The sequence below is a fragment of the Novosphingobium guangzhouense genome (assembly GCF_002896965.1).
In the GTDB taxonomy this organism is placed as follows: domain Bacteria; phylum Pseudomonadota; class Alphaproteobacteria; order Sphingomonadales; family Sphingomonadaceae; genus Novosphingobium; species Novosphingobium guangzhouense.
On sequence record NZ_LYMM01000084.1, the window covers coordinates 24,741 to 43,681 of the forward strand.

At 63.1% G+C, this 18,941-nt stretch carries 15 protein-coding genes; 13 read left to right on the forward strand and 2 right to left on the reverse strand.

Annotated elements, in window-relative coordinates; genetic code table 11:
• The first annotated feature begins 67 nt into the window (after positions 1-67).
• Positions 68-1,141, forward strand: coding sequence for a bifunctional transcriptional activator/DNA repair enzyme AdaA (locus A8V01_RS29600; RefSeq protein WP_103098904.1), 1,074 nt, complete (start codon positions 68-70; stop codon positions 1,139-1,141).
• A gap of 156 nt (positions 1,142-1,297) precedes the next feature.
• Here A8V01_RS29600 and A8V01_RS24655 read toward each other — a convergent pair whose 3' ends face one another.
• A complete protein-coding gene (locus A8V01_RS24655) occupies positions 1,298-2,311 on the reverse strand; it encodes a pyridoxamine 5'-phosphate oxidase family protein (protein WP_103098905.1) in 1,014 nt (337 codons plus the stop codon).
• 160 nt (positions 2,312-2,471) lie between these two features.
• Between A8V01_RS24655 and A8V01_RS24660 the strand changes: the two genes are divergently transcribed.
• The 10 genes from A8V01_RS24660 (at position 2,472) to A8V01_RS24705 (ending at position 13,846) form a co-directional block, all read left to right on the forward strand.
• On the forward strand, positions 2,472-4,607 hold the full coding sequence (locus A8V01_RS24660) for a TonB-dependent siderophore receptor (protein WP_103098906.1): 2,136 nt from the start codon (positions 2,472-2,474) through the stop codon (positions 4,605-4,607).
• 430 nt (positions 4,608-5,037) lie between these two features.
• Positions 5,038-5,550: an RNA polymerase sigma factor gene (locus A8V01_RS24665; RefSeq protein WP_103098907.1), complete on the forward strand. Its 513-nt coding sequence runs from the start codon at positions 5,038-5,040 to the stop codon at positions 5,548-5,550.
• Positions 5,551-5,658: 108 nt separating this feature from the next.
• The gene (locus A8V01_RS24670) at positions 5,659-6,639 is read left to right on the forward strand and encodes a FecR family protein (protein WP_170066056.1); all 981 of its coding nucleotides are present in this window, start codon (positions 5,659-5,661) and stop codon (positions 6,637-6,639) included.
• A gap of 122 nt (positions 6,640-6,761) precedes the next feature.
• Entirely contained in the window at positions 6,762-9,275 is a 2,514-nt protein-coding gene (locus A8V01_RS24675) for a TonB-dependent siderophore receptor (RefSeq protein ID WP_103098909.1), read from the forward strand.
• 211 nt (positions 9,276-9,486) lie between these two features.
• Positions 9,487-11,118 carry a PepSY-associated TM helix domain-containing protein gene (locus tag A8V01_RS24680; RefSeq protein ID WP_103098910.1) on the forward strand — a complete coding sequence of 544 codons (1,632 nt, stop codon included), beginning with the start codon at positions 9,487-9,489 and terminating at the stop codon, positions 11,116-11,118.
• Positions 11,115-11,417: an iron transporter gene (locus A8V01_RS24685; protein WP_103098911.1), complete on the forward strand. Its 303-nt coding sequence runs from the start codon at positions 11,115-11,117 to the stop codon at positions 11,415-11,417. The genes A8V01_RS24680 and A8V01_RS24685 overlap by 4 nt, the downstream gene beginning before the upstream one ends.
• Positions 11,414-12,241 carry a DUF3325 domain-containing protein gene (locus A8V01_RS24690; RefSeq protein WP_103098912.1) on the forward strand — a complete coding sequence of 276 codons (828 nt, stop codon included), beginning with the start codon at positions 11,414-11,416 and terminating at the stop codon, positions 12,239-12,241. The genes A8V01_RS24685 and A8V01_RS24690 overlap by 4 nt, the downstream gene beginning before the upstream one ends.
• Complete coding sequence (locus tag A8V01_RS24695) at positions 12,238-12,600, forward strand: hypothetical protein (RefSeq protein ID WP_103098913.1); 363 nt, start codon at positions 12,238-12,240, stop codon at positions 12,598-12,600. Before A8V01_RS24690 ends, A8V01_RS24695 begins: the two co-directional genes overlap by 4 nt.
• Before the next feature lie 4 nt (positions 12,601-12,604).
• Positions 12,605-13,417 (forward strand): energy transducer TonB family protein, encoded by an 813-nt coding sequence (locus tag A8V01_RS24700; RefSeq protein ID WP_103098914.1) that lies wholly within the window; start codon positions 12,605-12,607, stop codon positions 13,415-13,417.
• 24 nt (positions 13,418-13,441) lie between these two features.
• Positions 13,442-13,846 (forward strand): hypothetical protein, encoded by a 405-nt coding sequence (locus A8V01_RS24705; RefSeq protein ID WP_146037381.1) that lies wholly within the window; start codon positions 13,442-13,444, stop codon positions 13,844-13,846.
• A gap of 164 nt (positions 13,847-14,010) precedes the next feature.
• Here A8V01_RS24705 and A8V01_RS24710 read toward each other — a convergent pair whose 3' ends face one another.
• Positions 14,011-16,887 carry a DUF2339 domain-containing protein gene (locus A8V01_RS24710; RefSeq protein ID WP_146037382.1) on the reverse strand — a complete coding sequence of 959 codons (2,877 nt, stop codon included), beginning with the start codon at positions 16,885-16,887 and terminating at the stop codon, positions 14,011-14,013.
• Between the two features lie 122 nt (positions 16,888-17,009).
• On the opposite strand from A8V01_RS24710, the gene A8V01_RS24715 reads away from it, so the two are divergent.
• On the forward strand, positions 17,010-18,149 hold the full coding sequence (locus tag A8V01_RS24715) for a sterol desaturase family protein (RefSeq protein ID WP_103098917.1): 1,140 nt from the start codon (positions 17,010-17,012) through the stop codon (positions 18,147-18,149).
• Between the two features lie 2 nt (positions 18,150-18,151).
• Positions 18,152-18,760 (forward strand): TetR/AcrR family transcriptional regulator, encoded by a 609-nt coding sequence (locus A8V01_RS24720; RefSeq protein ID WP_103098918.1) that lies wholly within the window; start codon positions 18,152-18,154, stop codon positions 18,758-18,760.
• Positions 18,761-18,941 lie beyond the last annotated feature (181 nt).

The following is an 18,941-nucleotide window of genomic DNA, read 5'->3' on the forward strand; positions in this document are numbered from 1 at the left end:
GCGAGAGCAATAAATAGACGCCCGAAAAACGGCGACGAAGCACGTTGCGAGAGGGTAGACCCATCGCATGTTGTTCGACCTGCCTGACCACCAAACTCTCTATTCTGCACTGCTTTCGCGCGACACCCGTTTTGACGGACAAGCCTTCGTCTGCGTGTCTTCCACCGGAGTTTTCTGCCGGCTGACCTGCCCGGCGCGTAAGCCGAAGTCGGAAAACTGTACTTTCTTCCCTACGATCGCGGAATGCATCGACGCGGGATATCGCGCGTGCAAGCGATGTCACCCGCTTCAGGCCGCTGCGCTGGCGGACCCGGCGATCGGCGCTCTCCTTCAGGCACTGGACGCGCGTCCGGACCTGCGATGGTCCGAAAGTCACGTGGAGCGACTTGGCTATGACCCTTCGACCGTGCGGCGCAGTTTCAAGCGACAGTTCGGTATGACTTTCCTGGAAATAGCACGCCAGCGACGCTTGAGAGCGGGCTTCGATACATTGGCGGCTGGTGGCAAGGTGATTACTGCCCAGCACGACGCCAGCTTCGATTCCCCCAGTGCGTTTCGTGCGGCCTTTGCGCGCTTGCTCGGTTGCGCGCCAGCAGACCTGCGCACGGATCGGCTGTTGCAGGCGACATGGATACCGCCCCCTCTGGGTGACATGATTGCCGTTAGCAGCCGCCATCACCTGCACTTGCTGGAATTCGTGGATCGCAAGGGACTTCCGGCCGAACTGGCAAGGCTGCAAACTGGATCGAAGGAAGGGATCGGAATCGGTTCTTTGCCTCCTGCCGAACAGGCGGAAGCGGAGCTGGCCGATTATTTTGCCGCACGTTCCGACCGCTTCCTGACGCCGCTCGCGCTGAGCGGAAGCGCATTCACGCGTCAGGTGTGGGAAGCTTTGCGCGAGATCCCGGCAGGAGAGAGACGCAGCTATTCCGACATTGCGCGGCAGATCGGTCGTCCAGCGGCCGTGAGGGCCGTCGCCTGTGCCAATGGCGCCAATCAGATCGCGCTCATGATCCCATGCCATAGGGTCATCGGCGCGGACGGTTCTTTGACCGGCTACGGCGGTGGTCTTTGGCGCAAGCAGCGCCTGATCGAGATTGAACGGCAACTCAGGACAGGCCGGCGGGAAACAGCAGCATGAATTCGCAGATCGAAAAGAGCCGCCTGTTCCGCGGTCTTCACATGCCAAATGATCCGCTCGTCCTCTACAACATCTGGGATGCTGGCAGTGCCTCGGCTATCGCGCGAGCCGGCGCAGCAGCGAATGTGGAGCCTCCCGTGGGGAAGGCCCTGGCCATCAATACAGATTGTCCTTGTAGTCCTTTTCCAGCCCCTTTTGCATCAGCGTGCTCATGCCCGGCACGGCAATGCTGGCACGGGCCAGCGCGGCGGCCCAGCCACGGTTCCTGTTCAGCTTGATATGCGCGATGAAGAGCTTGGTCGGCTCGATGCTCTTTTCAGGCGTGACCGGCCAGAGTGCCGCACGCTTGAGGGCAGCGCTTTCGCGCAGTTCAAGACCGGCGATCTCGACCCCGATCGCCAAAGACGGGACTTTGCCCTGCACCGCAAAGCGTTCGCGAATGGCGGGATCGGTGGTGATCCGTGCGCGCCCGTGAATCCGTGCGACACTGGTGGAGCCGGGCACCAGCAACGCCAGCGCAACCCTTGGCTGTTCGATGATGTTGCGGAAGCTGTCCATCCGGCGGTTGCCGGGGCGATCGGCGAACCATAGAACGTCGCGCTCCAGTTGGACCATGCCCCCCGCCGGATCTCCCTTGGGGCTGAGGTCGGCCCAACCCTGCGCGCTCATCGATGCCAGGGCTACGAAACGGACCGCATCGGTGAACGGTGCCGCTTCTTGAGGTGTTTCCATAGCGGCCGCGTCCCAGAACCGGGAGCGGATCATCGCCTTTGCGCAATGGCCGTAGCATTCGCCAACCTCGACCTGCACCGCGCCGTCCTCCAGCCCCGATACCCGGCCATTGACGCGCAGCGTTTCACCGACGCCGGGCAGCAGGAACAAAGCGCCGACAGGTGCGCCGATCGCGGGCAGAGCGGGATCATCGAGCATGGCCAAGGGAATGCGCAATGTTCGGGCGTCTCCTTCCGCGAACCCGGCTGCGCCTCCGGCCAGCGTCACCCGCAGGCCTTCCGCGCTCCCGAAGCCCGCGAAGCCCAGCGGTGAGCGAGAGAGCCACGCGAGAGCGCCGGTGTCGAGATGATCGATGACCTTAAGGTGCATCGCCGGTGGGGTTTGTCCCAGCACGGCTTCCAGCGCCTCTACGGAGGTTATGTCGGTCGAGCCGGTCATCCCGATATCCTCATTGTTCGAACGACGTGTGCGGCCCAGCGCGCGGTCCGCGCTGCGGAAAGGGCGAGGCCGAACTGCGGGGCAGGATAATACCGGCTACGGCATTATTGCAACTAATTATCATTATATGATACGGGGCAGCAAAAGTGTGGGGGGAATCATGAAGACATTCACGCAGCTGAGCCTGGCCGCATCTGCCATCGCCATGGCTTCTAACGCGCAGGCGCAGGACACCGAACCGGGCAATCAGGACCCGATCCTTGTCACCGGCACGCATCTGGAAGCACCAGTGGTGGCCGGAAAAACCGCAATCCCGATGTTGGAAACGCCGCAAGCCATATCGGTCGTTTCCGCCGATGACATCGAGGCGCGAGGTGTCACCCGCCTTTCGGAAGCGCTGCGTACAGTCGCGGGCGTCTCTCGCAGCACGACTTACGGGTTCTACGACGCCTACACGATCCGCGGCTTCGATGCGGCCTATGGCAGTGTCTATCTCGACGGTCTGGTCAACGAGGCCGGCGTGGGTTTCAATCAGGAACTCTCGGCGGTGGAGCAGGTCGAGGTGCTCAAGGGCCCCTCATCCATGCTGTTCGGGCAGGCGCCGCTGGGCGGCCTCATAAATCTTGTCAGCAAGCGGCCGCGTGAGGAGGCGTTTCTCAAAGTCACGGCTTCGACCGGCTCGTGGAATCTGGTGGAAAGCACGGTCGATGCCAATGCGCCGCTGAATGCCGCAGGCACCTTGCTGGGAAGGATCAACCTAACTTATCGGGATGCTGACAGCTTCGTGCGCAATGCCGGTATCAACCGCATCTTCGTGGCGCCTGCGATCACCTGGCGGCCGGGGCCGGATACGACCCTGACGGTGCTGGGTCGCTACCAGCGCGACCATGACAGTCCGATCTCGCCCATTCCGGCTTATGGCACCGTGCTGCCAGGCCTCGTTTCCATCCCGGACGACTTTGCCATCAACAATGCCGGCAGCCAGCGCGTCGTCAACAATCGCGACCGGATTCAGGCCGGCTATATCTTCGACCATCGCTTTAGCGAGGTGCTGAATTTCTCGCAGACCCTGCGTTACACGCGCCGCAAGGAATACTGGAACCGCTGGATGTTCGCCGCCGGTTTCATCGACGCAGACGGCAATTATTCCGATGAGCCGACCAATACCATCGGCCGTTATTTCTACGGACCTTACAATGCCACGGACAAGGATTTCGCCGTAGACAGCCGTTTCACGGGGAAATTCCACACCGGCAGCATCACGCACGAATGGCTGGGCGGCATCGACTATCGTCAGAACCGCAGCACCTATTTCAGCGCTGGCGATTACGATCCCACGCATTTCCCGCTCAACATCGCCAATCCCGATTATGATGAGGTTTACGATACCAGCTTCGTCCAGGGTGCGCCGGGCGGCAGCAAGGCGCATCAGACCGGAATCTACCTGCAGGATCACCTGAAGTTCGGGGATTTCGCCACCGTGACCCTGGGTGGTCGTTACGACTGGGCGGAAGCTGCCGGGCAAAAGGACGATGCCTTCAGCCCGCGGATCGGCGCCACCGTGAAGCTGGCAACCGGCGTCAATGCCTATGCCAGCTGGTCGAAGTCGTTCCTGCCCCAGCTATACAGCCAGCAGGTCGTGGGATTTGATGCGGACGGCAATCCCATCGGCGGCCCGGTTCCGCCGGAGCGCGGCAAGAACATTGAACTGGGGGTCAAGTTCGCGCCCGATGGGACGCGCCTCAGCGGAAGCCTCGCCATCTATCAGCTGACCCGGCAGAATGTCACAACTTCCGACCCGGTCTACCTCGACTTCTCGGTCGTGACCGGAGAGCAGCGCGCGCGGGGCATTGAGGCTGAGCTGCAATGGCAACCGATTGGCGGCCTGAGCCTCAACCTTGCCTACACGTTTACCGATGCCAAGGTGACGAAGGACAACTTCTTCACCGTGGGCGCGCCACTCTCCAACGTACCGCGGCACAACATCGGGGCCTTTGCGCAGTACGAGGTGCAGGAAGGCCCGCTCGCCGGACTGGGTGCGACACTGGGCGTCAGCTACAACAGCAGGCGCAACGGCGATATCTATTCGGTCAACCCGGACGGGTCGGTGCTGCTCTGGTTGCCGGCTTATGCCCTGGTCGATGCGGGGCTCTCGTACAGGCGTGACGGCTGGGGCCTGCAACTGACAGTCGCAAACCTGTTCGACGAGAGTTATTTCCCCGACACGGGCGGCATCGATCGTGTGACTCCCGGCAATCCCCGCAACTGGAGACTGACGCTTTCACGCACGTTCTGAGTGGCAGGTCGGCTACAACCAGGCGAAGCTTTATCCCGGGCTTCGGCGCAACGTTGCGCGGGCACAACCACACGGCGAGAGGCAGGCGGGGAGCCGGGCCTGTCTCTCGCCGGGCCTCCGCGATCAAGCAAACCGGCAAAGCAGCGCCATATCATAGGCGCTGTCAGGACCAGGGCCCCAAGCCCTGAACGCGCGGCGATCTACCGCAGCCGGCGCAAACGCATTGAGTTATCATGATTTTCCGAGCATGGACCTCTCCCCGAAGGTAAGCAATGACAGCCCGTTGGGCGCGGTGCGGGAGGGTGGCGACGATGCGCGCTTTGCCCTCGTTCAGCCGAACCCCAGACTACCCTGGCGACAGCCGCTCATTGCAAGCACATGAGTTGTTGCGACTAATTATCAACACGCCTAACAGGTCGGCGGATATTCGATGCTGAACAACGCCGCCGCCCTCACGCGCCTGCTCCTGCAAGAGCGCACGTCGCTCCTGCGGCTTGTCGAAAGCATATTGCGCGATCGGCCGGCAGCGGAAGACGTGACGCAAAGTCTGTGGTTCAGGGTGCAGCGTATCGAGGACGATCCGCCAATCCTAAACAAGCGGGCTTATCTTTTCAGGCTGGCGGCCAATCTTGCAAAGGATCGCATCAGGGCGGATGGCAGATATTCTGCCCTGTTCCACGCCGCCGATACGCTGCCCGAAGAAGTACCCGCTCATATAGTTGGTGCCGATACGGAAATTTGCGATCGCCAGCGCCTGGCGGTGACGATGGCCGCCATCGACGAACTTCCTGCGCGAACAAGGGAAATCTTCATCCTGCGCAAATTTGACGAACTTACTCTGGACGAGATTGCTCAGCGGGTAGGGATTTCTCGCAGCATGGTCGTCCGATATCTCCAGCAGGCTTTGCGGCATTGCATGACCCGACTAGGGGAAAGCGAATGAGGCGATTTGTCGGCTCGCGGAGTGTCCGGATGCCGCTTTCGAACGTCATTGATTATGGAGAGTGTGAAATTCCCATGGTTGAGGCGGGAAAAGCGATCGGAATGCACTATGGCCGCTGACGACGATGCCCCTGATCCGATCGAGGATGCGGCCGCCCGCTGGGCGGTCGAGCAGGATGCAGGCCTGACCGATGAGGGTATTGCGGCTCTTGAGCAGTGGCTGGGCAGCGATTCCCGTCACCCGCCCGCCTTTGAGAAGGCCCGTGCGGCGTGGCGTTTCATGGGACATCCGGCCATTCGCTCGGAAGTGGCGCAGCGCAGGCTGAGTGAGCCGCCATTGCCGGGCTATCCGCCTGTCGGCCGACCGGGCGGCAAACGAAAATGGATTGCGCCGGCCATCGCGGCCAGCATCGCTCTCGTTGTCGTGGGCACGATCAGGGACTGGCCGACAGCGTTGCAGTCCGATGCCATGACGGCGACAGGGGAACAGCGCACCTTGACCCTTGCCGACGGATCGCAGGTCCGGCTCAATACCGACAGTGCCATATCCATCGATTATCAGACAGATCGTCGGATCGTGCATGTGCTGAAAGGCGAAGCCGCCTTCTCGGTGGCGCGCGATCCGCAGCGACCTTTCTCGGTTGAAGCGAAGGGCGGATCGACCACGGCGCTGGGCACCCGGTTCATCGTCGATCGTCATGCCGACACGACGCAGGTTACCGTTACTCAGCACAGCGTTCGCGTGGCAGCGCCGGGCTTCGGGGCTTCCACTGCGATCGTGAAGGAAGGACAATCCGTCGCATATGGCAAAAGCGGCATCGGTTCCATTCACGCCATCGATGCAAATGCGGCCTCCGCCTGGACCCGCAAACGGCTTGTTTTCGTGGATCAGCCGCTGCGAGATGTGGTGGCGGAACTCAATCGCTATCATCCGGGATTTATCGTCATCATTGGTACCGATCTGGGCGATCGGCGCGTCAGCGGGATTTTCCGCACCAACAATCCCGTTGCCGCACTGGATACGCTTCAGGCATCCCTGAAACTGGGCTCCACCCGTCTCACCGACAGGGTGATCTTCATTCACCGCTGACCTTGCAAAAAATTTGGCTTCTGCGGTTCTCACTTCGAGATTTGAGACGTCAGGCTATTGAAGGCGCCTCGCATTAGCGAATTGCCATCGACATCTGATGCTTGAATTCTGGGGGTTAAGACGTGAAGATTGTACAGGCCGGCAAGGCTGTTGTTGCGGGATTTCATACGGTAATTCCGGCGACGCTGCTTGCCACAACGGCGCTGGGGGCCGGGATCGTCATGCCGACGAGCGCCTATGCGCAGGTGCGCAGCTATGTCGTGCCCGCCGGGCCGCTGGCGGTTGCGCTCAACCGGCTTGGCGAGGCGGCCGATATCGAAATCATCTATGATGCCGAACTGACGAACGGCATCGCCAGTTCGGGACTTCAGGGCAGCTATAGCCCGGCCGAAGCGCTGTCCCGCCTGCTGGTCGGAACCGGCCTTACCTTCCGGCAGAGTGGTGCGCGCTCCTATACGCTTGAAAGAGCGCCGCGGTCCGCCGAGGGAGCGGTCCAGCTTGGGCCGGTGAGGGTCGAGGGCGCAAATGCAGCCGCGAGCGCCAACGGCACCGATGGCGCGGATCTCGCCCTGACGATGACCGAGGGCACGAAGTCCCTGGCCGGGCAGTATGCCCAAGTCGGCGGCAAGTCGGCGGAACGGCTGCGCGACATACCCCGCAGCGTCACTGTCCTGACCGCGCAGGAGATCGAGGACAAGGACATCACCACGGTCACCAGCGCGCTCGATCAGGTGACCGGCATTTACGTGGCCTCATATAATGCCCGTACCCCCGTGTTCTATTCCCGCGGCTTTCTGATGCAGAACCTGACGATCGACGGCGGCAGCCCGATGCGCATGCATGACGGCCTGCAATCGATCATCAACGGCGTCGGCCTGCCCAATCTGCTTGCCTATGATCACGTCGAGGTGATGCGCGGTGCGGATGGGCTCTATTCGGGAAACGGGGACGCCAGCGGCACGGTGAACCTTGTGCGCAAGAGGCCCACGGACAAGCGACAGATCAAGTTCGCCGCCTATGCGGGAAGCTGGGACAATTACCGCGCCGAGCTTGATATGGGTGGGCCGCTCAATGCTTCGGGCACATTGCGCGCCCGCGTGGTGGCGGGCTGGCAGGACGCGGATTCCTATTTCACCGGCGCCTATACCAAGGACAAGCTCGGCTATGGCATCATTGAATGGGACGCAGGCGCGCACACAACGCTCTCGGCGGGCGTGAGCTATGACGATCTGAACACGCAGAAATATGAACGTACATTGGCATGGCGCGCGGGCAGCCTCGGCACGCCGGAGAACCTGCCGATCCTGTCGAAGCGGGATTCCTGGATGCCGGAATGGGACTATGACAAGGCGCAGACCCTGCAATATTTCGCGAAGGCGAGCCACGATTTCAGTCCCGACTGGAACCTGACCGTCAACGTCACCCGCAACGAAGTCGATTCCGACGAACTTTACGGATACTATGGCATCGGCATCAATTCCGATGCGGCCGTCCCCAGCGGCTTCTTCATGCGCTGGATGTCGCACGGCTATTCCCACCAGACGATGGCGGACGCCAACTTGAAGGGCAAGTTCACCCTGTTCGGCCGGCAGCACGACGTTGCCGTCGGTGCGAACTGGTCGCGCAGCGCCGCCAATTCGACCAACCCGATTGGCAGTATCGCCGGCGTGACGGTCGATGATTACCTGACTTATTATCGTTACACCAAGCCGACTGCGGCCGAAATATCGACCTGGAGCGGCTATGGTGAGTGGGGCAGCGTCTATGGCGAAGACGGCTGGGTTACGAGCCGTTACGGCTTCTGGGGCACGCTGGGCATGCACATTGCCGATCCGGTCAAGGTGACCGTCGGCGGCCGCTACAGCCGCAACGAGAACTTTCGGGGCCAGACGATCGGCAAGTTCGTGCCTTATGCGGCCGTCACCTATGACGTCTCGCCCGACTGGACGACATATGCCAGCTACTCCGAGATTTTCGAGCCGATGCAGAACATCGTGCCGATCGGCCAGTGGCACGAGGATGCCACGCAGATCAGCTTCTCGGACAAGCCCACCACCGGCCGGAACTTTGAGGGCGGCGTCAAGGGTGACCTCAACGGAGGTGCATTGCAGGCCGCGTTTTCGGTGTTCTACATCGAGAAGAACAACGTTTACGTGAATGACGAAACCCAGGGACAGGTCGTCATTCCCGGCTACGGCACCACTTATATGCAGCGCGTGGCAAAGCTGCAGACCAGCAAGGGGTTCGACGCCGAACTGAAAGGTGCTCTGACGCAAAACTGGCAGATTTCAGCCGGTTATACGTTCAACGTGACCAAGAACAAGGAAGACGATGAAGGCGGCCCGATCCTGCTCTGGGCGCCCAAGCACTCGGCGCGGGTGTGGAGCACGTACCAGCTTCCTGATGCGCTGGAGGGGCTGCGCCTTGGTGCCGGAGTGCGCGTGTTCGGCAACTCGGACTTACGCAAGGGCTATGCCGTGATCGGTGCCAGTGCCGACTACGAGATCAACCGGCATCTGACGCTGGGTGTCTATCTCGATAATCTGGCAAACAAGACTTACCGCGTTTCCACCAGCAGCGCGGCGACTTACGGCAATCCCCGCAATTTCATGGTGACGCTGCGCGGAACCTACTGAGCCGATGAACAGGGCGAAACCTGCGGCGTTTCCAGTCGAAGGTTTCGCCCCTGACATGGCTGCGAACGCCCGCCCAAAGGTGCGCTTGCGCGGTCAAGCAAGCCTCGCGCGGGAATGGATCATGTGACGTTGCGAGAGAAAATGTGAAAATCCGCAGCGTTCAAACGTCTATCTGACAGACGTTGTGCAAACAGTATTGAAAAGCAATCGCATGAAAGACACATTGCGCCAGTCGATGGCCTGGCTGCATACCTGGGTGGGGCTGGTAGCAGGCTGGCTGCTGTTCTTCGTCTTCGTGACCGGCACGGCGGGCTATTTCCAGCAGGAGATCACCCGCTGGATGCAGCCCGAGCGGGTTGTCACGGTGGCGCCTGCCGAGGTCGATCGCACGATCCTGGCCGAGCGGGCCGTCGCACGCCTGATCGCCGTCGCCCCCATCGCCGCGAGTTGGCAGATCACCTTCCCCTACCGGCAGCCGGGGAACCGCGACTGGCAGAATTTCTCCATTCGTTGGGAGGAAATGCCGAGCGGGGCGCATGACTACGGCGCCAGCGCCAGCGAACGCCTTGACCCGGCCAGCGGCGCGGTCCTGCCGCTTGATCCCGAGCCGCGAGAGACGGCGGGCGGGTCGGGCCTCTACCGGATGCACTACGCGCTGCATTACATGCCTTACGACTGGGCGATCCGGATCGTCGGCGTGGCCACGATGCTCATGCTGCTAGCGATCGTCAGCGGTGTCATTACCCACAAGAAGATCTTCAAGGACTTCTTCACCTTTCGCCCCGGCAAGGGCCAGCGTTCCTGGCTGGATGCGCACAATGTCGTCAGCGTGATGGCGCTGCCGTTCTTCCTGATGATCACCTATAGCGGGCTGGTCTTCTTCCTCTTCGCCTATATGCCGGTGGGCAAGGACGTGATCTACGGCACCGACCCGGAGACAAGCGGCGCTTATTATGACGAGCTTTATGAAGGCGGCGAGCACAAGCATGCACCCATAAGCCGCCCGGTAGCCCCGCTTGCCTCCATGATTGCACAGGCGGGCAAGGCCTGGGGCATGGACCAGATCGCCTGGATCACCGTCGAGCGGATGGAGGGCGAGGTGCCGACAGTGGAACTGACCCACGTTCCTGTGGGTCTGGGACGCACCGATGCCGCAACCATGCGGTTCAACGCCGAGACCGGCCGACGCCTGCCCGATGAGCCGTCCCCCAGCGGCGTTCCGGGTGCGACGCAGAGCGTGCTGTTCAACCTGCATGAAGGCCTCTACGCCGATATCTGGGGGCGCTGGGTCTACTTCGCGTCCGGCCTGCTGGGCTGCGCGATGATCGGCACGGGACTGGTGCTGTGGACAGTCAAGCGGCGGCGCTTCCATCTCAACGAAGACCGCGGGCATCAGGAGCACTTCGGGCTGCGGCTGGTCGAGAGCCTGAATGTCGCCACGATTGCCGGCCTGCCGCTGGCGGTAGCGGGCTTCTTCTGGGCCAGTCGACTGCTTCCGGTCGGCATGATGGACCGTGCGGCCTGGGAATATAACAGCCTGTTCGCGCTGTGGCTGGGCACGCTGTTCTACGCGCTGGGCCGTCCGCTGCGCCGGGCGTGGATCGAACTGCTGTGGGCAGGCTGCGCGGCCTTCGCCTGCGTACCGCTGCTCAATGCGCTGACCACCGGGCGGGGCCTGCCGGCGTCGCTGCGTGACGGGGACTGGGTGTTCGCCGGCTTCGACCTCACCATGCTGGGCCTCGCGGGGGGCTTGGCCTTCACTGCCCGCAAGGTGCAGCGGCGTTTGCGCCCGGCAGCACCGGCTCCAGCGCCGCAACCCGTGCTGCGGGAGGCGCAGGCATGAGCCGGGGCAAGGCCGTTCCGGCTGGCTACCGCTGGGCGGTGGCGTCGCGGGTGGCAGGCGCATTTATCGGCGGTTACGCGCTGACGTCTGCCGCAACCGTGCTGCTCGCGCTCGTCTGGCCGCTTCCCAAGGCACAGGCGGTGCTGAGCGCATCCATGGCAAGCTTCGCGCTTTACGCGGGGTTCGTCATCTGGGCCTTCCATGTCCGTCGCCTGCGATGGATCTGGGGCGTCGTGCTGGGCGGCACAGCATTGCTGAGCGCGGCGGCATGGATGCTTGATGCGGGAGGCGCGGCGTGAGCGGCGTACATCTCGCCATGCTGGCGCTGAGCTTCCTTGGCTTCGTGGCGCTGGCCGTGGGGACCGAGCGCCATGCCAAATATCTGCTGCATACCGTGCCCGCAGCGCAATGGCGGCTGGCGGCGCGGATCGGGGGCTGGGCGCTACTGGCAGGCGCACTGGCGCTTGGTATCACCGGGCTTGCGACGGCCGGGGTCGGTATTGCCATCTGGACCGGATGGATTTGCCTCGCTGCGGTCGCGCTCGTCTTCGCTCTGCCTAAATGGCCGTGGCAGCCGCCGGTCAAGTCCAGCGCGGAACGCAGCCCGCGCAAGAAGACCGCGCTGGTGGACGAAGCGCCGACCCGCCAATCCCGGCGCTGGATTGGCTGGCTTCTGCTGGCATCGACCGCCGGGGCCTTCACAGTTGCATTCGCTCAGGTCGAAACCAAGCCATTGCAACGCGAGGATGCGATACATGATCAGGTCGGCCCCTGGGCTTTTACCTTTGCCGAGACTGACCGCGATGGTCCCGAACTGGTCGACATGGATGTGCCGATGAAGGCCTATCGCCTGCGCTTTTGCGAAAGCTGCGATAACCAGATCCTGCGCGTCACCCTCAAGGTCAATCGCCCGCGCGCCATGCGCGCTTCGGGCATCGCGTTCGAGGGCGCACGCTGGGAGCGTTCGGCACAGATCCAGTTGCCCTCCAATCTCACCGGCAAGAGCGAATTATGGATGACGGTCGTGGGCAAGGATGGCACGGTTCATCAGGCATCGTGGCCGATGGCCGCCGTCTCGCCTGCTACAGTTGCCTGGTTCGCCAGGCAGGAGCACACGAAATGACAGCGCTAAGGAGATCACTCGCCTGTGTGCTGGCCGTCATCGTCGTCGGCTTCTCCACGCCTGCGCTGGCACATGAGCCGATCCTCAAATGCGTGTTGCTGGACGCGGCGACTGTCCGTTGCCGGGGAGGCTATGCCGAAGGGGAGACAGCGCAGGGCGAGCGCCTGGAGGTGATCGATCATGCCGACAGGACGCTGCTGGCCGGCAAACTGGGCAAGGATGGCACGCTGACCTTTGCGCGGCCAAAAGGCCCCTACTATGTCCTGTTCGATGTAGGGCCTGGCCATCAGGCGATCGTCGAACATGATGAGATCGGCCTGCCCAGAGCAAGCGACCGTGCCCGTTGGGTGAGGAAATGAGCGCATGACGGTCAATCGCGGCAGCGTGCGTCTTGCTCATCCGGCCTATGATGCGCCGGACGATCATGCACGCCGGACGGGCCTTGCCGAGATGGAAGGGATGTCTGCAGCGTCAGGACGGCAGGCGTCGGGGCGCTACGCGGACCAGCCGATGACCTGGCAGACGCGGCTGTTCGGGATGGGTGGCGTTTGCGGCGTCGCAGTTGTCTTGGCCGCAGGTCTGTTTCTTTCCTGGCAAGTCTATACCGTTGCCAAGCCCAAGCCGGCACTAAGCGTGTTCGACGTTGCCGCCCCTGCCGCACCGCCCGAGCCGCAGCGTGAGATGCCGCCCGGCCCTGAACAGGTCCAGAAGGAGAAGGCGCAGGTTCCGCCCGATCGCCCCAGGATCGAGGTTCCCGAAATCCAGATCCCCAGCGAAAACCCGGTTACGCTGGTTGCGGCCAAACCTGTCATCGATCCCGGCCCGCCGATCGAGAAGACCACAGCGCCGGAAACCAAGCCGGCCCCACCCGCGCAGAAGGCCAGCGATGCCAAGCCTACCTGGGAAGGTCTGGTGCTGGGCGCGCTCAACAAGGTGAAGCGCTACCCGCGCGAGGCGTCGTTCCGGCGCCAGCAGGGCGTGCCCTACATCCGCTTCGTCATGAACCGCGATGGCAAGGTGCTTTCCGTGCGGCTGGAGCGGTCGTCCGGCGTCCGCTCACTCGATGCCGAGGCCCTCAGCCTGCCCAGGCGCGCTTCGCCGCTGCCCAAGCCGCCGGAGGAGGTGAAGGGCGACAGTATCGAACTGGTGGTTCCCGTCGAATTTTTCATGTCCTGAAAACTCCATTGGGAGAGTGTCTCGTTGGCAAGAATTGCCCAAGGGTCGCCGCGTCGAACGGTGATGGCGCTGAAGCGCCGCTCGTTTACCGAACAGCGCGTCATCCGTATGCTGCGAGGAGATCAGACCGACGATCGGGCTCTTTTCCTTTATGAAGAGCAATTTGGTCGACTACGTGATCTGGCGCACCGCGCGGGCATGCGCGTCAATCCGCCGGGCACCGCCTGGCTCGGCAGTGACGAGCTTTTGGTACTGGCATGGTTGGCACAGGCCCAGCGGGTTTTGGGCTATACGAAATCATTCCACCGCGACGCCACGCTCACGCTCACCGTAGTTCACTGCGCCGGCACCCTCAACGCGCTGGGTATACAACTGCCGCCCCTTACGCTCCAGCATGCGTCGGCCCAGCCATCCGAGGAAACGGAATAGTTTCGCCAGCCGGGACTGCGCGCGCGACAAAGACGACTTTTCCGCGTTCGAAATCCGGAAATCTGCCGTTCTCCTTGTTGGCCAGTCATGGGCATTCGGATGGGAAATCCGACGAGCCGCACTTGGAAACGGAAAAGCAGGGGGCGAGGGACCGGAAACGCTAGCTAGTTCCTGTAGCGGTTGTGCAGCCAGCCGATCCCGATCAGGCTAAAGCCGAGAGCGAGGAACGAGGCGATGCGCAATAGTCCTTGCAGTCCCGATGCATCTATCAGGAAGACCTTGCCTGCCGCACCGAGCATCAGCACCAGCGAAGTAAGGCGCCAGTCGCTCAGGCCCTTGCGGATGCCCCAGAGCAGGAACCCGACAGCCAACACAATGGCGAGCACCGACCGCCCTATGTTCTCCAGTTCCGTCACGTTCCCGAGAACCAGGACCGAGCCTGCGAACAACTGGCGCAATGTCGCGAAAGCGAAGAGGAGAACAAGCGCCATGCGGAGCCCGTCGCCGACCCGCCGCAAGTTGCTGGGGAACTCGGGCACGATGCGTTCGAGGATCGATACTCCAAGGAACGTGATGCCGAATGCGGGCAGCAGCAGGTTGGCCAGGGGCCATGCGCCGACTGCCTGCTTGGCCCACAAGGGATCATGCAGCGCGACGGTGTAGACGAGGTTATGCGCCATGCCTGCCAGAACAAGCCCGATGGCTATGCGCCGCGCCGCCAGATAGCGCCATGCCAGCGTTCCCGCTGCCATTAGCACGGTTTCCCAAAGGCATCTTTCGGCAAGTCCGAGGCGGACGAAGGCGGCGTAGTCACCGATGGCAAAAAGCTGCTTGTACAGGACGTGCGCGCCGATGAGGGCAAGCCCGCTCGTCAACGCCGCGCCGCCCATACGGGCGATATCAGTCAGGCGCAAAGGCATGCGCCACAGCATGAAAGCACCCGCGATTGCCGGCACCACCAGCCTTCCGATCGCCATGCCGACCGACGGCAGTTCTCCAACGTACACCGGATTTCCACCCAGCGACATCATGCCAGCCAGAAGCCAGTGGCCGATCGGCTGAAGCGCCCACAGTGCCAGCAGGCCGGCCACCGTCGCCCATGTCGGCTCCAGCGCCAGAACCTGCCGACGGCGGCCAGCCTCGACCAGAGCGATCAATGCGGCGCTGGTCACTACCGCAAGCCACGGGGCCGGGACGATCTGTGCAACCAGTCCATAGCCGAGCACGGCCGCCACAGGCTGCAACACGAACCGTAGCATCGTGCCGCAATTGCGCCAGGCAAAGGCCGCCGTCACGGCGCAGAGCAAGCTCCATCGCAGCACCGCCCGCGCGGGATGCGGAACCGCCGCAACTTCGAAAAGACGCGCCAGTTCGGCTGTAGTCTCGATCGTCACCACCAGCGCGATGACAGCCATGACAAGGAAACCGAGAGCGCCCTTGGCCACACGCTGATCCTGCGCCATGACCGAAAGCCCGAGCAGCGTCGCCGCCACTGTGGCGATGACCATCGGCGCGCACCATTCGGGCAGGCCGACCAGCCCCGCCAGCGCCACCAGCACTCCAGAGCAGCACGACAGCAGCGCGAACCGGGCATCGCCGCCACGCTCGCCGTTACGCCATCCCAGGCCGGCGCCAAGCATCGGCACGGCCGAGAACGCCAGCGCCAGCAGCGCGAACCGCAGATCCTGCCCCGGATGGCCTGCGTAGAACTGCCCGAAGCAGACGACATAGCCGCCGAGCGCAATGGCGCCGAGCAGCCCGACTTCAACGAGGCTGCCGTCTTCACGCCATACCCGCCAGAGCGCATAACCACCGTAGATCGCCGTGATCCCGGCCACGACAGAGGCAAACAGCCCCGCACCCGGCGTTGGCCAGACCGCGACGAGCCCCAGAGCGGTCAGTAAAGGCACGGCGACTGTGCGCCGCAGAACCGGCGTGCGGCCGGCCAGCCACACGAACGCCAGCGAAAGCAGTCCGTAAAGGCCCCATGTCAGGGGCGCGAACTCGCCCCGCGCGATGATCAGCGCCAGTTGCAGCGCCCCGACCACGCCTGTCACCCCCCGCAGTATCGGCGCGGTGCGCCCTTCCACTGCCAGAGCAGGCAGGCCCAGCCCCAGCAGGAGCACCAGCAGGCCCATCGCCAGCGTCGATCCGCTGTCAAGATCGCCCATGGCGATGGTCAGCAGGGTCCAGCCCGCGCCGCCGGTCAGCGCACCGATGCCCAGCCAGACCCAGCGCTGGCGTCGCGAAAGCAGGGTGATCGCGCCGATAACGACTGCGAGATATCCCGCCAGCAAGGGCACGCTGGGGCTTTGCGATTGGACGACGGCCGGAGTTGCCAGTCCCCCGACAAGGCCAAGCACTGCGCAAGGGGCCCCGAACCGCAGCGCCAGGCCGAGGGCGAACGCGGTGATCGCGGTCAGCCCGACGAAAGCCGTGCCGGAACCGATCAGATCGTAGAGATTGGCAGCGGCCAGAACAGCGGCATAAAGCCCGCCCACACCGGCACCGACAAGGGCTTGAGCGACACGGGCATCGCGCACGACGTTCTCGCGCCGACGCGCAAGTTCACCCAGGCCGATGAGGGCGCCGCTGAAGAGCAAGCCCATCGCCACGCGCACGACAGGCGACAGCAGGCCGGTGTCGATGGAGTATTTCACCATCAGCACAGCAGCCACGATCAGCGTGATGCCGCCCGCCCAGATCGGCAGCCTGCGCCCGAACAGATCCTCGAATCCGAAGCCTGACGACGCGGGCTTGTCCTCCACCTCGGTGGCGGATGCCGGTTCGGGCTCCACTTCTTCGGCAAACGGCATCGGTTCGGGCGCGACCGGCACGAACTCGGCTACCGGATCGAGTTCGAGATCCGGGGCAGGAGGCGTTTCAGCTTCGACGTGCGCCTGCTGCACCGGCTCCTCCGGCCCGGCATATGCTGGTGCCAGGGGCTCGGCCAGCAAGCCCTCCACGCGGATAAGGCGTCGCCTTGTGTCGTAGAGCAGCGCGCCCAGTATGATGGTCGCAAGCAGGAGGATCCCGGTCATGAATCGCCTTTCGATCTCATTCACACCAAACCTATCGATAAATCGAACGCTGTACAATAAATAATTAGACAGCGTTCGATTGTCGCGGTAGAGAGCCTCATCGACACTGGAGAAAGCCGCCCATGACCGGGTTTCTGAAAAAGCTTGTTCGCGATCTTGAAGCCCCGATCGAAGCGCGCGGCTTCGGCACCGGCTGGTTTGCGGGATTCTTCGCGCTGCTGTTGGCCGCGGCCGGACTGTGCTTCGTCATCGCGCTGCGCTGGCCGGACTGGTTCGCCACGCCCGAGCTGGCGGTCGTACTCAAGTCGTCCGCCTTTCGCATCGTCGTTCACGCCACGCTGCTGGCATCCTATGCGCTGGCCCTGCTGAGCCTGCTGCTGCGCCCGCGCAAGGTGATGGGGATGACCGCGCTCATGGTGGCGCTCGCAGGGACGATCCTTGGCGGTGCGTCGGTACAGCCGCGCGAAATGCATGACTGGGGTGTGTTCTTCGGCGTCGATTTCTTCGCTGTGAACCTTGTCGCCACCGGCCTTATGTTCGCCCCGCTGGAGCGCCTTGTCCCCCATCGCGACAAGCAGCGCCTGTTCCGGCCCGAATGGCGCGAGGATCTGTTCTACTTCCTCATCAGTTCGATGCTGGTGCAGCTCATCACCTTCCTGGCGCTTGCGCCGTCGAGCTATCTCAACGCGCACGGCACCGCGTTGTCCGGCATTCGGGCAGTGGTGGCCGGTCTGCCGTGGGCCGTGCAGTTCATCCTCGCGATGTTCCTGACCGACCTGACGCAGTACTGGTTCCACCGCGTATTCCACCGCATCCCGTTCCTGTGGGGCTTTCATGCGGTGCATCACTCGGCCCGTTCGATGGACTGGCTGGCCGGGGGACGGATGCACTTCGCAGAGATCGTGCTCCTGCGCGGCGTGACCTCGCTGCCGCTGCTGACGCTGGGTTTCCTGCCCTCGGTCATGCAGGCCTACATCGGCATGGTCTATGTCTATTCCTCGCTCGTCCACGCCAACATCCGGGGCGACTTCGACCGCCTCGGCCGGTTTATCGTGGTGCCGCGCTTCCACCACTGGCATCACGCGCTGGAGGCCGAGGGGATCGACAAGAACTTCGCGATCCACTTCCCCTGGCTCGATCGCCTGTTCGGCACCCATTACTTCCCCAAGGGCCAGTGGCCGCAAGGCTACGGCGTGCCAGAGGCGGTGCCGAGCGGCTACCTCGCGCAGATGCGCTATCCCTTCGTGCGAAAGGCGAACTGACGATGGGCAGGCGATCTGATCATGGCCGCGAGGAACTGGAAGCGCTGATCCTCGACACCGGGCGGGAGGTCATGGCCGAAAGCGGCTACGCCCGCTTTTCCGCCCGCGAAGTGGCCAAGCGCATCGGCTATTCGGTGGGCACGGTCATGCACGTCTTCGGCAACGTCGACGGGCTCGTCATGGAAATCAACGCGCGGACCTTCAGGCACTGGAGCGAGTGGCTGGAAGACCGCCTCGAAGGCACGGAGGGTCGCGGGCGTATCCTCGTCCTCGTGCGCGGCTACTTCGACTTCGCTGAAACCCACCGCAATCTGTGGGCGGCGATCTACGAGCACCGCGTACCGGAAGGCATGGACATGTCGGAAACGCTGGCGGCGCAGCGCGTCCGCCTTACCGGCGTGATCGCTCGCGAGGTTGCGGCTGTCCTGCCCCCGAACGATGCCGGGGATGCGGCGGAACTGACGAGTTCGCTCATCGCCACTGTCCACGGGCACTGCGCCTTCATGCTCGGCGGCACTTTCGCCCTGCTGGGCGTCGAGCACCCTGCGGAACTGGCAGCAGCGCGCGTCATGGAGACGCTGCAGGCAAGAGGGGCTCTAATCGGCGCTTGACCGGAAAAGGGCATGCATAAGGTCAAAGTGATGCACGTTCTGACTTTGTCGACAACATGGGAACTGGACTTCAGGCCGGGAAACGGGGGGCTGAGAGGCCGTATTGGGCGGGCGTTTGGGGCCGGCCTTCAAGACTTGATGTTGATCGATCAAGCGCGGAAGAGAGGTCCTGTTTTCTTAG